General features: G+C 58.4%; 17 protein-coding genes. 9 read left to right on the plus strand and 8 right to left on the minus strand.

Annotated elements, in window-relative coordinates; genetic code table 11:
- Window positions 1-112 precede the first annotated feature (112 nt).
- Both ahpC and AB7M22_RS12355 read right to left on the minus strand, forming a co-directional pair.
- The gene (gene ahpC, locus AB7M22_RS12350) at window positions 113-676 is read right to left on the minus strand and encodes an alkyl hydroperoxide reductase subunit C (protein WP_038983195.1); all 564 of its coding nucleotides are present in this window, start codon (window positions 674-676) and stop codon (window positions 113-115) included.
- 138 nt (window positions 677-814) lie between these two features.
- Window positions 815-1,753 (minus strand): site-specific integrase, encoded by a 939-nt coding sequence (locus tag AB7M22_RS12355; RefSeq protein WP_454186500.1) that lies wholly within the window; start codon window positions 1,751-1,753, stop codon window positions 815-817.
- Between the two features lie 177 nt (window positions 1,754-1,930).
- Between AB7M22_RS12355 and AB7M22_RS12360 the strand changes: the two genes are divergently transcribed.
- Window positions 1,931-2,950, plus strand: a complete 1,020-nt coding sequence (locus tag AB7M22_RS12360) for a DNA-binding protein (RefSeq protein ID WP_454186501.1) — start codon at window positions 1,931-1,933, stop codon at window positions 2,948-2,950.
- On the opposite strand, the gene gorA is transcribed toward AB7M22_RS12360, so the two are convergent.
- A complete protein-coding gene (gene gorA / locus AB7M22_RS12365) occupies window positions 2,947-4,305 on the minus strand; it encodes a glutathione-disulfide reductase (protein ID WP_454186502.1) in 1,359 nt (452 codons plus the stop codon). The genes AB7M22_RS12360 and gorA overlap by 4 nt on opposite strands.
- A 129-nt stretch (window positions 4,306-4,434) precedes the next feature.
- The gene (gene galU / locus AB7M22_RS12370) at window positions 4,435-5,274 is read right to left on the minus strand and encodes a UTP--glucose-1-phosphate uridylyltransferase GalU (protein ID WP_007900040.1); all 840 of its coding nucleotides are present in this window, start codon (window positions 5,272-5,274) and stop codon (window positions 4,435-4,437) included.
- Between the two features lie 281 nt (window positions 5,275-5,555).
- On the opposite strand from galU, the gene AB7M22_RS12375 reads away from it, so the two are divergent.
- Window positions 5,556-5,744, plus strand: a complete 189-nt coding sequence (locus AB7M22_RS12375) for a hypothetical protein (RefSeq protein ID WP_008012859.1) — start codon at window positions 5,556-5,558, stop codon at window positions 5,742-5,744.
- 139 nt (window positions 5,745-5,883) lie between these two features.
- A complete protein-coding gene (locus AB7M22_RS12380; RefSeq protein ID WP_454186503.1) occupies window positions 5,884-6,165 on the plus strand; it encodes a hypothetical protein in 282 nt (93 codons plus the stop codon).
- Between the two features lie 156 nt (window positions 6,166-6,321).
- Here AB7M22_RS12380 and AB7M22_RS12385 read toward each other — a convergent pair whose 3' ends face one another.
- On the minus strand, window positions 6,322-6,552 hold the full coding sequence (locus AB7M22_RS12385; protein ID WP_007900036.1) for a hypothetical protein: 231 nt from the start codon (window positions 6,550-6,552) through the stop codon (window positions 6,322-6,324).
- A gap of 72 nt (window positions 6,553-6,624) precedes the next feature.
- Window positions 6,625-6,981, minus strand: coding sequence for a hypothetical protein (locus AB7M22_RS12390; protein ID WP_454186504.1), 357 nt, complete (start codon window positions 6,979-6,981; stop codon window positions 6,625-6,627).
- A 212-nt stretch (window positions 6,982-7,193) separates the two neighbouring features.
- Here AB7M22_RS12390 and AB7M22_RS12395 point away from each other — a divergent pair, with 212 nt between their 5' ends.
- The 5 genes from AB7M22_RS12395 to ada all read left to right on the plus strand — a co-directional run bounded on the left by AB7M22_RS12395 (window position 7,194) and on the right by ada (window position 10,364).
- The gene (locus AB7M22_RS12395; RefSeq protein ID WP_007900033.1) at window positions 7,194-7,496 is read left to right on the plus strand and encodes a DUF1883 domain-containing protein; all 303 of its coding nucleotides are present in this window, start codon (window positions 7,194-7,196) and stop codon (window positions 7,494-7,496) included.
- Window positions 7,497-7,524: 28 nt separating this feature from the next.
- Entirely contained in the window at window positions 7,525-7,695 is a 171-nt protein-coding gene (locus tag AB7M22_RS12400; RefSeq protein WP_162232616.1) for a hypothetical protein, read from the plus strand.
- Between the two features lie 127 nt (window positions 7,696-7,822).
- Window positions 7,823-8,533 carry a 2OG-Fe(II) oxygenase gene (locus AB7M22_RS12405; protein ID WP_454186505.1) on the plus strand — a complete coding sequence of 237 codons (711 nt, stop codon included), beginning with the start codon at window positions 7,823-7,825 and terminating at the stop codon, window positions 8,531-8,533.
- Window positions 8,523-9,203, plus strand: a complete 681-nt coding sequence (alkB, locus tag AB7M22_RS12410) for a DNA oxidative demethylase AlkB (protein WP_454186506.1) — start codon at window positions 8,523-8,525, stop codon at window positions 9,201-9,203. Before AB7M22_RS12405 ends, alkB begins: the two co-directional genes overlap by 11 nt.
- An 87-nt stretch (window positions 9,204-9,290) precedes the next feature.
- Window positions 9,291-10,364 carry a bifunctional DNA-binding transcriptional regulator/O6-methylguanine-DNA methyltransferase Ada gene (ada, locus tag AB7M22_RS12415; protein ID WP_454186507.1) on the plus strand — a complete coding sequence of 358 codons (1,074 nt, stop codon included), beginning with the start codon at window positions 9,291-9,293 and terminating at the stop codon, window positions 10,362-10,364.
- Here ada and AB7M22_RS12420 read toward each other — a convergent pair.
- Both AB7M22_RS12420 and acuI read right to left on the minus strand, forming a co-directional pair.
- Window positions 10,328-10,816 carry a GyrI-like domain-containing protein gene (locus AB7M22_RS12420; protein WP_454186508.1) on the minus strand — a complete coding sequence of 163 codons (489 nt, stop codon included), beginning with the start codon at window positions 10,814-10,816 and terminating at the stop codon, window positions 10,328-10,330. The two genes, ada and AB7M22_RS12420, sit on opposite strands and share 37 nt — an antisense overlap.
- A gap of 53 nt (window positions 10,817-10,869) precedes the next feature.
- Complete coding sequence (gene acuI, locus AB7M22_RS12425; RefSeq protein ID WP_454186509.1) at window positions 10,870-11,853, minus strand: acrylyl-CoA reductase (NADPH); 984 nt, start codon at window positions 11,851-11,853, stop codon at window positions 10,870-10,872.
- A gap of 160 nt (window positions 11,854-12,013) precedes the next feature.
- Here acuI and AB7M22_RS12430 point away from each other — a divergent pair, with 160 nt between their 5' ends.
- Window positions 12,014-13,075 carry an NAD(P)H-dependent flavin oxidoreductase gene (locus AB7M22_RS12430; protein ID WP_454186510.1) on the plus strand — a complete coding sequence of 354 codons (1,062 nt, stop codon included), beginning with the start codon at window positions 12,014-12,016 and terminating at the stop codon, window positions 13,073-13,075.
- Window positions 13,076-13,306 lie beyond the last annotated feature (231 nt).

Here is a 13,306-nt window from a genome sequence, read left to right on the forward strand (position 1 = left end):
TTTATTCGTGTCGAAAAAAAACGCCCGAGCGAATCTCGCCCGGGCGTTTTTGAGGGCGGTGCAGCTTACTTAGGAGGTGCGGAGTTCCGCCCTGGTGAAGCGCGTCACAGACTTAGATCTTGCCGACCAGGTCCAGGGACGGAGCCAGAGTGGCCTCGCCTTCTTTCCACTTGGCTGGGCAAACCTGGCCCGGGTGAGCAGCAACGTACTGAGCAGCCTTGATTTTGCGCAGCAGCTCTGAAGCGTCACGACCTACACCGCCGTCGTTCAGTTCAACGATTTTGATCTGGCCTTCCGGGTTGATCACGAAGGTGCCACGGTCAGCCAGGCCAGCTTCTTCGATCAGCACGTCGAAGTTGCGGGAGATGGCGTGAGTCGGGTCGCCGATCATGGTGTACTGGATTTTGCCGATGGCTGGCGAAGTGTTGTGCCAGGCAGCGTGGGCAAAGTGGGTATCGGTGGAAACGCTGTAGATCTCGACGCCCAGCTTCTGGAACTCGGCGTAGTTGTCAGCCAGGTCTTCCAGTTCGGTCGGGCAGACGAAGGTGAAGTCAGCTGGGTAGAAGAACACGACAGACCACTTGCCTTTCAGGTCAGCGTCCGACACTTTTACGAAGTCGCCATTTTTGAAGGCGTCAGCTTTGAACGGTTTAACTTGGCTGTTGATGATAGGCATCGATGACTCTCCGTCAGGGGGTTAAGAAGTTGATGGGTGAATCCTACCCAGTCGATCGCCGGCTGGCTCATTGGCAAACCTGATGCTGCTGATTGGTTTTCGCTATTAGTCGACAGTATTAATAGAAGAAAACGTGATCTACAGCGCCAATGGCTGTTCAGCGATGCGGGTCATCCCGAGAAACGGGCTGGCTTCAACATAGCGCATGGCGGACTTCATATCCTTCCAGCCCACGTAACTCATCAACGACTTCAAATCCCAACCGCTCTGATGGGCCCAAGTGGCAAAGCCACGACGCAAGGAGTGACTGGTGTAGTGCTCGGCCGCAATACCGGCCCGCTCCAGCGCCTGACGCAACAACGGGATCACGCTATTGGCGTGCAAGCCCTCCTCGCTCAAATGACCCCAGCGGTCGATACCCCGAAACACCGGCCCGCGGACCAAGGCCGCTTCAGTGATCCATTGGATGTAAGCCTGAACCGGACACAAGCGCTGCAAGGCTGGCGTCTGGTACGTCTGACCGAGGTTCTCGCGGTCGCTCTTGCTGCGAGGCAGGTAGAGGGTGATGCCTGAGCCGGCGCTGGCCCGCACATGCTCAATCTGCACCCGGCACAACTCATCGCTCCGGAAACCGCGCCAAAAGCCCAGCAGGATCAGCGCCGTGTCACGCCGGGCCCGCAGCAATCCCGGTTGATCGCCCTGCGCCTTGGCGGTTTGAGCTTCCTGCTCCAGCCAGGCCACCACTTGCTCCAGATGCTGGAGTTGCAACGGCTCGGCCTGTTTTTCCTGCGCCGGGTGCAGCGCGCGAATGCCCTTGAACACTTTGCGCACCACGGGCGCCTTGGTGGGATCGGCGAAACCCTGACTGTTGTGCCACTGCGCCAGCGCGGACAAACGTAACTTCAAAGTATTGATCGACAGCACGCCCGCATGAGCCATGAGATAGCGCGCCACGCTGTCACTGGTCGCCGGCAGGAACCCACCCCAACTGACTTCGAAGTGCTCGATGGCTGCCCGATAGCTGCGACGGGTGTTGTCGCGGGTGGCAGCTTGCAGGTAGCGATCCAGATCGGTCATGGGCTCAGTTCTCGAAAACGTACCGCTGTAGCGGATGAAACCCGGATTACAGCGCATCACACGGGGTAATACCAGTATATCCCGCATGATAGATCGCAAGATTTTAACTTTATTAGTGCTGTGGTACATTGCGCATATTAGTGGTACGTACCACAGTATGAAATCGTAGGAGAACACATGGCACGTGGCGGCGTTAACAAGGCACTGGTGCAGGCGGCACGCTTAGCAATCCTCGCCCGGGGCGAACACCCGAGCATTGACGCGGTGCGGATCGAGATGGGCAATACCGGCTCAAAAACCACGATCCACCGTTATCTGAAGGAGCTCGATGACGGTGTCGAGCCCGCGCAAGCACCTTCCGAGCCTATAGACGATGAGCTGACAAGCCTGGTGTCGCGCCTGGCGCAACGCCTGAAAGAACAGGCGCAAGAGCCCATCGACCAGGCACGCGCGCAGTTCGAGCAACAACGAAAAGGACTGGAAACCCAGCTACACGAGGCCCGTGAGGCCAATACTGAATTGCAGCAGCAATACGAAATTCAAAGCCTGGCGCTGACCCAGGAATCGGCAGAACTGCAAGACACCCGCTCCATGCTGCAGACTGAGCAAACCCGCAACGCCGGGCTGAATCAGGCGCTGGCAGATTTCGAATTACGTTTGCAGGACAAGGACGAGCAGATCCGCTCGCTGGAAGAAAAGCACCTGCACGCCCGTGAGGCGCTGGAACACTACCGCAACGCCGTCAAAGGCCAGCGCGAGCAGGAACAGCGTCGTCACGAAGGTCAGGTGCAGCAGCTTCAGATGGAGTTGCGTCAGGCGCAGCAGAGCGCATTGGTTCGTCAGGATGAAATCACCCAACTGCATCGTGACAACGAGCGCTTACTGACGGAAAACCGTGGAACACTGCGGGAGTTGAGCCTGTCGCAAGAGCAACTCAAGCACACCAATAGCCGACAGGATCAGCTGCTGGAACAGGTCAACCGTATCGACAGCGAGCGCACCCTCCTCCAGGAACGCTTGCGCATTGCCCTGCTGGAAAGCCAGTCACTCAAGCAGAACATCGACGAGCAGTCGCACATCAACAAAGCGCTGGAAATTGAACTGATCAAGTTGCAGGCAAGCCTGGATGAAAGCGTGCGCCTGGCGGCTGTCGTTGCGACAGCGCCAGACGCATCAGCTACGCGTAAGGACGATTAACTCGCGACTGGCGTGCGCATGGTGACAAACTCTTCGGCGGCCGTTGGATGCACGCCGATGGTTTCGTCAAAATCACGCTTGGTCGCGCCGGCCTTCAGCGCAATCGCCAACCCCTGAACAATTTCGCCAGCCTCCGGGCCGACCATGTGGCAACCCAAGACCTTGTCGGTCTTGGCGTCCACCACCAGCTTCATCAAGGTCCGTTCCTGGCATTCGGTCAAGGTCAGCTTCATCGGCCGGAAACGGCTTTCGAAGATCACCACATCGTGCCCGGCCTCTCGCGCTTCTTCCTCGGTCAGGCCGACAGTGCCGATGTTCGGCAAGCTGAACACCGCGGTCGGGATCATCTTGTAATCCACCGGGCGATATTGCTCGGGCTTGAACAAGCGCCGCGCCACGGCCATGCCTTCCGCCAGAGCAACCGGCGTGAGCTGTACCCGACCGATCACATCGCCAAGGGCCAGGATCGACGGCTCAGCGGTTTGATACTGCTCATCGACCTCGACAAAACCTTTCTTGTCGAGTTTGACGCCGGTGTTTTCCAGCCCCAGATTGTCGAGCATCGGACGCCGACCGGTAGCGTAGAACACGCAGTCCGCCTCCAGTACACGACCATCCTTGAGAGTGGCTTTCAGGCTGCCATCGGCTTGCTTTTCGATGCGTTCGATATCGGCATTGAATTGCAGGTCCATGCCGCGCTTGGTCAGCTCCTCCTGCAAATGTTTGCGCACCGAGCTGTCGAAGCCACGCAGGAACAGATCACCGCGATACAGCAGCGTGGTCTCGGCACCCAGTCCGTGGAAAATCCCGGCAAACTCCACCGCAATGTAACCACCGCCGACCACCAGAACGCGCTTTGGCAGCTCTTTAAGGAAGAACGCCTGGTTAGAACTGATCGCGTGCTCGTGCCCCGGAATCTCCGGGATCTGCGGCCAGCCACCGGTAGCAATCAGAATGTTCTTGGCCGTGTAACGCTCGCCATTGATCTCGACTTGATGCGGATCGACCATTTTCGCGTGGCCTTCATGCAAGGTCACGCCGCTGTTGACCAGCAGATTGCGATAGATGCCGTTCAGGCGATTGATCTCGCGATCCTTGTTGGCAATCAGCGTCGCCCAGTCGAACTTCGCCTCACCCGGGGTCCAGCCGAAGCCTTGCGACTGCTCGAAGTCTTCGGCGAAGTGTGCGCCATAGACCAGCAATTTTTTCGGCACGCAGCCGACGTTCACACACGTACCGCCTAGATAACGGCTCTCAGCCACGGCGACTTTCGCGCCAAAACCGGCCGCAAACCGCGCAGCCCGCACCCCGCCGGAACCGGCACCAATCACATATAGGTCAAAATCGTAGGCCATTTCTATCTCCTCGGCAGGCCACCAGCATACCTGCGGGCGGCCTTTGGGCAAGCTTTGCAAACTATGTGGGGCCGGAAAATGAAAAAGCCACCCGAAGGTGGCTTTTCAATACAAGCAGCTCAGGCGCTATCAGTAAGCCTTGCCAGTCTTGTAGAAGTTCTCGAAGCAGAAGTTGGTCGCATCGATGTAGCCTTCGGCGCCACCGCAGTCGAAACGCTTGCCTTTGAACTTGTAGGCCATGACGCAGCCGTTTTGTGCCTGTTTCATCAGGGCGTCGGTGATCTGGATTTCGCCGCCCTTGCCTGGCTCGGTTTGTTCGATCAGGTCGAAGATGTCCGGGGTCAGGATGTAGCGGCCGATGATCGCCAGGTTCGACGGCGCATCTTCAGGCTTTGGTTTTTCAACCATGCTGTGAACGCGGTAGATGTCGTCGCGGATCATCTCACCGGCAATCACACCGTACTTGTGAGTTTCTTGCGGGTCGACTTCCTGAATGGCTACGATCGAGCAGCGGAACTGCTTGTAGAGCTTGACCATCTGGGTCAGTACGCCGTCGCCTTCCAGGTTTACGCACAAGTCATCCGCCAGTACCACGGCGAACGGTTCGTCGCCGATCAGCGGACGACCCGTCAGAATCGCGTGGCCCAGGCCTTTCATTTCGGTCTGGCGAGTGTAGGAAAAGGAGCACTCGTCGAGCAGCTTGCGGATGCCGACCAGGTATTTCTCTTTGTCGGTGCCCTTGATCTGGTTTTCCAGCTCATAGCTGATGTCGAAGTGGTCTTCCAGAGCACGCTTGCCGCGACCGGTGACGATGGAGATTTCGGTCAACCCGGCGTCCAGTGCTTCTTCGACGCCGTACTGGATCAGTGGCTTGTTTACCACCGGCAGCATTTCTTTGGGCATGGCTTTAGTCGCTGGCAGGAAGCGAGTACCGTAACCGGCTGCTGGGAACAAGCATTTCTTGATCATATAAGTCCTTGAAAGGGCTGTGTGTTCGAGTTTCGGCGCAGTCTAATCAGGCGGCGGGCACCTTACAATGCCCTGCACTGGCTAACCGATGCCATCATAGAGAAATATTCTGATGGATAGTTCCGCAGATACATTGCACAACCTCTTATAGATAGCAGAGATCGACAGATCTGCACGACCATCAGCCGAAAGGCAATCTGCCCCACCCTACACCCATCGGCACCCGTTGAGGGCATTTGGCGCTATCATTGTGCAATTGAACCAGCCAACGAGGCAGATAGATGTCGGCAGCAAAAAGCGTTAACGGATACCTGATCAATCAGGCAAAAGACGGCCAGTGGTGGGTAGACAGCGTCGGCGGCGAGAATATTGCCGGGCCGTTCCCTACCGAAGCGTTGGCGATCGAAGTGGCATCGGTGTTGCAAGATCAACCCGCAGCCCCCAAGCGGCGTGGCAAGGACAAGCCTTGAGCTGAGCCTGGCATGACGCAGCCCTGCCTTTGCGCAGGGCTTTTTTGTGATTATCTGCAACGAAGTGGCCATTCGCTATAACCTTTCGATGCCGCCGCGGTCACAGCTTTTAGCCACCATCACTGACGACCACCACGACATGATTAAATTTTTGCCACTGATTGCGGTACTGACCCTGAGCGGCTGTGCCTCGTCCGAAACGACTTACCTGAAAAATGGCGAGCAAGGCCTGAGCATCGATTGCTCCGGGGAAGCCAACGCCTGGGCCAGTTGCTACGAAAAAGCCGATGCCTCGTGCGCCGGCACCGGCTATCGAATTGTCGGTACCGACGGCACACCTTCGACCAAGGAAAGCGACAAGACCCTGGGGGCCGACGTCGGGAACTACAAAAACCGCAGCGTGGTGGTGGTCTGCAAGTAATTCTCCCAATGTCGAGAAACTTGAGCTACAAAAATCCTGTAGGAGCGAGCGGTGCGGCGATCCGACTTGCCCGCGAAGAACGATGACGCGTCATACCTGAAAAACCGCAGTGCATTCTTCGCGGGCAAGCCTCGCTCCTACAGGGCTCACCCTGCCCTACATGTGGATTTCGGCGAATTTGATCCCGAGCCCGCGCACGGTCTCGATCAAATCGTCGAGGCGACTGAAGGACTCGACTTCATCGTTGTCATCCACCAGGAAAAAACTGCGCCCGGCGCTTTTCTTGAAAAACACGATCCACTCCCCCGGATTCGCCGGGTTCTGAATCACGTGGGTGGCAGAGATATGACCCCCTGCGTGGCGCTCTCGCACCTGCTCTCGCTTCATGCTTGACTCCAGAAATGACAATGCCGTCAAAGCGCGACTTTGACGGCATCGATGCTGACTGGGGGTAGTTTATCAGCCGGATATGCACGCGGTGGCGGCATTGCGCACATCCCATGGGCGCAATGGCACATTAGAGATGCGTTCATGCAGCTTGATGCTGCTGCCGCCGGAGCGATCTTCAATGTCAAACACCGCTGCCGGCCCCGACGAGAACTTCTGCGGCACGATAACCCGCACACCGTCCTTCTGCGGCTCGACTTGCAGGGCTCCACGGCTATCGGCCAGTTTCTCGACCAGGCATTGCGCGTACTCATGGGGTTTCTTGCCTGAAATCACGCTCATAGTGGGCAGCGACTCGTTGATGTCCGAGACAGTCGCACATCCACCCACTGCCAATGCCAACGGCACGACCAGAACACCCCACTTCATACAAAACCTCCGATAAAGACCCTCCGACAGCACAAATACTGTTTTTCTCCGAGGCTCATTGCTTTTATCGCTCATAGAATTCCGAATAACTGTTTTTAATTGTCAAAGCGGACCCCGACAGCCGGATAATAACCTGTTCGGGCTGATAAACTGCGCCAATCGCCCATGCTATCGTTTTGATTTTGTAGAAAAAGCCCTTCTGGAGGCGCCTCATGAAATTTATCCACCAGCGCGAGCACCTCAACGAAGACGACATCGTCGTCATCCAGTGCTCCCAAATGTGCAACATCCGCTTGATGAACGACGCCAACTTCCGCAGCTTCAAGAATGGCGGCCGTCATACTTACCACGGCGGCGCATTCGACACCTTCCCGGCCCGCATCACTGCGCCAAGCACCGGTTTCTGGAACATCACCATCGACACGGTCAATCGCCGGCCGATCAGCGTGACCCGCAAACCGACCCTGACGCACTCGATCAAAATCATCCGCCGCTCCAGCTCCAAACTGAGCTGAGCCCACACGAAAACAGGCAGGTATGACCGTGGCCCAGACGACCAAGTACGTCATCAAATACAAACTCAACGGCGAGCGCCGCTTTGAATTCGCACAGCTGGAAAACGGCACCGAAGAAGAAGCCAAGGCTGCACTGGACGTTATTCATGGCCAGACTGAAGATGTCATCAGTGAGATCAGCGTGAGCAAAGCGCTGTAAAGCGATCTGGAGCGACAACATGGACGTCTGCTCCCCTTTCGAATTCGACCGCAAGCGCCGGGGTGTCCACCCCCGCGACGCTCACTAAACTGGCCGCCTCGACCTTTTGGTCAAGGAGGCAGACCCCTTGTTTACCGACCCGACTCACCACGACGCCCTCGACTGGGGCGCGCTTGCGCAGCAACTCGATCAGGACGGCTGCGCAGTCATCAGGTCGTTTTTAAGCCCTGAGACTTGCGATGAAATAAGCGCCCTGTACGACCGGCCCGAACCCTTTCGCTCGAAAGTGGTGATGGCTCGCCACGGTTTTGGCCGTGGTGAGTACAAGTACTTCAGGTATTCGCTGCCGGATCCAGTGGCCCGGTTGCGTAGCGCGCTCTACCCTCGACTGGTTCCAATCGCCAATCGCTGGTACGAATGCATGGACCTGCCGACCCGTTTCCCCGAATCGCACGAAGCATTTCTGCAACGCTGTCATGCCGCCGGTCAGGAACGCCCGACACCTTTGTTGCTGCAATATGGGCCTCAGGACTACAACTGTCTGCATCAGGATCTGTACGGCGAACACGTCTTCCCGCTGCAAGTAGCGATTCTTCTGTCAGAACCGAACGAGGATTTCACCGGCGGTGAATTTGTGCTGACTGAACAACGTCCACGAATGCAGTCGCGCCCGCAAGTCATCGATCTGAAGAAAGGCGACGCGTTGATTTTTGCCGTGAATCAGCGCCCGGTAAAAGGAGTTCGCGGCTATTACCGAGTGACCATGCGTCACGGGGTAAGTCGCCTGCACAGTGGAAAACGGCATACCCTTGGAATCATCTTTCACGATGCGCTATGACCCCATGAGCCCGATCACCTTCGATCTGTTTGCCGACGCCGAACCCGAGCAACAACCCAGGCGCGAGCAAATCGGCGAACAATCCTACGTTCTCAGAGGCTTCGCCCTGCCTTGGCTCGACCGGTTGCTGCCGGCGCTGGAGGCGGTTCTGGCGGCCGCGCCCTTTCGGCAGATGGTCACGCCCGGCGGCTTTACCATGTCGGTGACCTTGAGCAGTTGCGGCACTTGGGGCTGGACCACCGACCGCAGCGGCTACAAGTACACCCGCAACGATCCGCAGACTGGCGACCTTTGGCCGGAAATACCCGAGGTGTTTTTCGAGTTGGCGCAAGCGGCGGCGCGAGAGGCTGGGTTTATGGATTTCGTACCGGATTCCTGCCTGATCAACCGCTATATTCCCGGTGCCAGGATGTCGTTGCATCAGGACAAAAACGAAGATTCCTACGCGGCGCCCATTGTGTCGGTGTCCTTGGGCTTGCCGGCGACGTTCCTGTTCGGTGGCTTCGAACGAAGTGCCAAAAGCCAGCGGGTGCCGTTGTTACATGGCGATATCGTGGTGTGGGGCGGCGTGGACCGTTTGCGTTATCACGGCGTATTGCCGATCAAGGAGGGTTATCACCCTCAGTTGGGCGAACAACGGATCAACTTCACCTTTCGTACCGCGGGATGAAACCGTTGAATTCGACCGCAAGACCCGGAGTGTGGCGTCTCTGCCGGCTGGTTAATCTGCATGAAACGGGTCAACGGAGATGAAGCCATGACAACTCAATCGACAAAAATCGCCACCGAAAACGATCCTCGCTGGGCCGCCGTAGTCGCACGCGATCCCCGCGCCGACGGGCAGTTTGTGTATGCGGTGAAAACCACCGGCATCTACTGCCGCCCCAGCAGCCTGGCGCGTTTGCCGAAGCCGCAGAATGTCGAATTCTTCGACACCGCCGAGCAAGCTCAGGCGGCAGGTTATCGTCCCAGCAAACGGGCCGCGAAGGATCAAAGCGACGTCGCCGCACAACACGCCACGACCGTGGCCGCCGCATGCCGTCACATCGAATCCGCCGAGACGCTACCGGCGTTGAATGAACTGGCGGACGCTGCCGGCCTGAGCAGTTTCCACTTCCATCGCGTGTTCAAGGCCATCACCGGCCTGACGCCCAAGGGTTACGCCACTGCCCATCGCTCACGCAAGGTTCGCGAACGCCTGGCGCACGGCGGCACGGTCACCGACGCGCTGTATGACGCCGGATTCAACTCCAACAGCCGTTTCTATGAGGCCGCCGATCAAGTGCTGGGCATGAAACCCGGCGACTACCGCGCGGCCGGGCAGAACAACGACATTCGTTTTGCCGTCGGCCAGTGCTCTCTGGGAGCCATTCTGGTGGCGCAAAGTGAGCGCGGCGTCTGCGCGATTCTGCTGGGGGACGATCCGCATCAATTGGTCTGTGATCTGCAGGACAAGTTTCGGCGCGCCAACCTGATTGGCGCCGATCATGAGTTCGAACAGTTGATTGCCAAGGTCGTCGGATTTATCGAAGCCCCGGCGCTCGGCCTGGACTTGCCGCTGGACGTACGCGGCACGGCGTTTCAGGAGCGGGTGTGGCAAGCCCTGCGGGAGATTCCCGCTGGCAGCACCGCCAGTTATGCCGATATCGCTCAGCGCATCGGCGCGCCCAAAGCCGTACGCGCCGTGGCTCAGGCCTGCGGCGCGAACAGCCTGGCGGTGGCGATCCCTTGCCATCGCGTGGTGCGCAGCGACGGCAACCTGTCGGGCTATCGCTGGGGCGTGGAGCGCAAGCGTCAGTTGCTGGAACGCGAAAACGCGGCTGAGTCCTGAATGCCGATGTAGACCGCCACGGACTCCGGACCGGTGTAGACCTCGAAGTCCGTGGCGAACTTGCGGCGAACCTGCGGGTTATCCTCGAAGTAAGCCCAGATCAGGCCCCACGTCTGAATGACGCTGTCGGGCATCGGCCCTTTGGCACTGAACACCAGGTAATCGCCGCCCTCAACCTGAATCTGCGCAAAGCCCTCGGAAGGCGCGGTGACCGCGGCACCCGCGGTTACATCAAAGTGGCCCGAAGCATCGGACTCGTAGTTGGAATAGACGCCGTACATAAAGGAATCCGGCTGTTTGTGGGCGATCTTGTCGAAAACGTCCTCAACGAAAAATTGTTCCCACATAGGGCCGATACGCGCGGTATCTGGCTGCTGTTCTGCGGCATTAAGGGTTCGCACCTGCAAACCCGAGACGCTAAAGGGCAGCACTTCACGCAGCTTTACATCCATTGTCGCTATTTCCTTGTTTCTACAGTTTGTCTGTTTGATTGGCGCCGAGACGATCAACGATTGACGTCGACCACCACCCGACCGCGCAATTGGCCGGCGAGCAAGCGCGGTGCCGCGTCGATGGCTTCGCTCAAGCCGATTTCGTGACTGATCAGCGGCAGCAAGGCGAAGTCCAGATCCTTGGCCAGGCGATTCCAGGCCAGTATCCGCCTGGCTTTGGGTTGGGTCACGCTGTTGATGCCGGCCAGGGTCACACCGCGCAAAATGAACGGCGCGACGGAGGCTGGAAAGTCCATGCCTTGTGCCAGACCGCAGGCAGCGACGGTGCCGTTGGCCCGAGTGCTTGCGCAAGCATTGGCCAGCGTGTGGCTGCCGACCGAATCGATTACCGCCGCCCAACGTTCCTTGGCCAATGGTTTGCCCGGCTCCGACAACGTGGCGCGATCGATGATTTCACTGGCACCCAATTGCTTGAGGTAGTCGTGCTCGGCGGTGCGGCCGGTGGACGCCACCACGCGATAGCCGAGTTTGCTCAGCAGCGCGATGGCGAAACTGCCGACGCCACCATTGGCGCCCGTCACCAGCACTTCGCCTTGATCGGGGGTCACGCCGTTGTGCTCCAGCGCCAGGATGCTCAGCATCGCCGTGTAACCGGCCGTGCCGATGGCCATCGCTTGCGCGGCGGTGAATGCTTTGGGCAACGGGATCAGCCAGTCGCCATTCAGGCGAGCTTTCTGCGCCAATCCGCCCCAATGTCCTTCGCCCACCCCCCAACCATTGAGCAGGACTTGATCGCCGGCCTTGTAGTCCGGATGACCGCTGACTTCGACAGTGCCCGCCAGATCGATCCCCGGCACCATCGGGAATTTGCGCACCACCGGGCTGCTGCCGGTGATCGCCAGGCCATCCTTGAAGTTCAGCGTGCTGTACGCCACACGCACCGTCACATCGCCTTCAGGCAATTGATCGTCATTGATCTCTTGCAAGGTGGCCCGGTAACCGCTGTCGTCCTTGTCGATCAAAATGCCTTTGAACATCACTGCCTCCCGATGGAATCGCTCAGTTGTCGTGCTGTTGAAATAACACATGAAAACACATCGCCGTAGCCGACTTTAAGCCAATCCTCAAACTCGACTGGCCTTGGGTCAGTCATTGCTGATACAAATTCGCTTCTACCGACGTCGGAGAACACTGCACATGAGTCAATGGCCAGATACCCGCATTCTTGACCTGCTCGGGATCGAACTGCCGATCATCCAGGGCCCCTTGGCCGGCGCGACGACGTCCGCCATGGTGATTGCGGTGAGCAACGCTGGCGGCCTAGGCTCGATGCCCGCCGCGATGCTGAGCATCGAGCAATTGCGCGAGGAGCTGAAGACGATTCGCCAACAGACCCAGCGCCCGTTCAGCGTCAATTTCTTCTGCCATCAACCTCCGGCACCCGATGAACAACGCGCCCGGGACTGGAAGCATCTGCTGGAACCGTATTACCGGGAATTGGGGGTCGATTTCGATGCACCGACGCCGGTGTCCAATCGCGCTCCGTTCGATAATGCGGCCTGCGAAGTGATCGAAGAGTTTCGTCCCGCAGTGGTGAGTTTTCACTTTGGCTTGCCGGGAAAGTCTCTGTTGGATCGGGTAAAAGCCACCGGGGCGAAAATTCTCTCTTCGGCGACTACGGTCGAAGAAGCCGTCTGGCTGGAACAACACGGTTGCGACGCGATCATCGCCATGGGTTACGAGGCTGGCGGCCACCGGGGGATGTTTCTCAGTGATGACCTGAGCAGCCAGGTGGGGACCTTTGCCCTGGTGCCACAAATCGTCGATGCTGTGAAAGTGCCGGTGATTGCGGCGGGCGGGATTGGAGATGCGCGGGGCGTCGCGGCGGCTTTTCTGCTGGGCGCTTCGGCGGTCCAGGTGGGTACGGCTTATTTGTTCACGCCGGAGGCCAAGGTCAGCGCTTCTCACCACAAGGCGTTACGCACGGCCAAGAAAAGCGAGACGGCGGTCACCAACATTTTCACTGGGCGCCCGGCACGCGGGATTCTCAATCGGGTGATGCGTGAACTGGGGCCGATGAGCGCCAAGGCGCCGGCGTTCCCCCTGGCGGGCGGTGCGTTGATGCCGTTGCGGGCCAAGGGGGAAGCGGATTTCAGCAGCCTTTGGGCTGGTCAGGCGTTCACGTTGGGGGTTGAAATGACTTCGGCAGAGCTGACCCGGCGGTTGGCGGATGAGGCGTTGGTCAAATTGACTCGCTAGGCACAAAACCTGTGGGAGCGGGCTTGCCCGCGATAGAGCCCTGTCAGTCACACTTAAAGTGTCTGACCCACCGCTATCGCGGGCAAGCCCGCTCCCACAGGGATTGTGTTTAACGGCCTACCAATACGCAGCCCAATGGGGGCAAGCCCCCTCGCCACAATCCCGTGCCAATATCGCGCTTTGCATCTTGCATCCAACAAGTTCCGTTTACAGGTAATTCGCTATATATTC

The organism is Pseudomonas sp. ADAK2 TE3594, assembly GCF_053628675.1.

Excerpts from the sequence above, each read along its gene's own strand:
- AB7M22_RS12430 (WP_454186510.1), top strand. The coding sequence starts at position 12,014 with ATGAGTCAATGGCCAGATACCCGCATTCTTGACCTGCTCGGGATCGAA.
- AB7M22_RS12355 (WP_454186500.1), bottom strand. The coding sequence starts at position 1,753 with ATGACCGATCTGGATCGCTACCTGCAAGCTGCCACCCGCGACAACACC.
- ada (WP_454186507.1), top strand. The coding sequence starts at position 9,291 with ATGACAACTCAATCGACAAAAATCGCCACCGAAAACGATCCTCGCTGG.
- gorA (WP_454186502.1), bottom strand. The coding sequence starts at position 4,305 with ATGGCCTACGATTTTGACCTATATGTGATTGGTGCCGGTTCCGGCGGG.
- acuI (WP_454186509.1), bottom strand. The coding sequence starts at position 11,853 with ATGTTCAAAGGCATTTTGATCGACAAGGACGACAGCGGTTACCGGGCC.
- AB7M22_RS12385 (WP_007900036.1), bottom strand. The coding sequence starts at position 6,552 with ATGAAGCGAGAGCAGGTGCGAGAGCGCCACGCAGGGGGTCATATCTCT.
- AB7M22_RS12380 (WP_454186503.1), top strand. The coding sequence starts at position 5,884 with ATGATTAAATTTTTGCCACTGATTGCGGTACTGACCCTGAGCGGCTGT.
- alkB (WP_454186506.1), top strand. The coding sequence starts at position 8,523 with ATGCGCTATGACCCCATGAGCCCGATCACCTTCGATCTGTTTGCCGAC.
- AB7M22_RS12360 (WP_454186501.1), top strand. The coding sequence starts at position 1,931 with ATGGCACGTGGCGGCGTTAACAAGGCACTGGTGCAGGCGGCACGCTTA.
- AB7M22_RS12390 (WP_454186504.1), bottom strand. The coding sequence starts at position 6,981 with ATGAAGTGGGGTGTTCTGGTCGTGCCGTTGGCATTGGCAGTGGGTGGA.
- AB7M22_RS12420 (WP_454186508.1), bottom strand. The coding sequence starts at position 10,816 with ATGGATGTAAAGCTGCGTGAAGTGCTGCCCTTTAGCGTCTCGGGTTTG.
- AB7M22_RS12395 (WP_007900033.1), top strand. The coding sequence starts at position 7,194 with ATGAAATTTATCCACCAGCGCGAGCACCTCAACGAAGACGACATCGTC.
- AB7M22_RS12375 (WP_008012859.1), top strand. The coding sequence starts at position 5,556 with ATGTCGGCAGCAAAAAGCGTTAACGGATACCTGATCAATCAGGCAAAA.
- ahpC (WP_038983195.1), bottom strand. The coding sequence starts at position 676 with ATGCCTATCATCAACAGCCAAGTTAAACCGTTCAAAGCTGACGCCTTC.
- galU (WP_007900040.1), bottom strand. The coding sequence starts at position 5,274 with ATGATCAAGAAATGCTTGTTCCCAGCAGCCGGTTACGGTACTCGCTTC.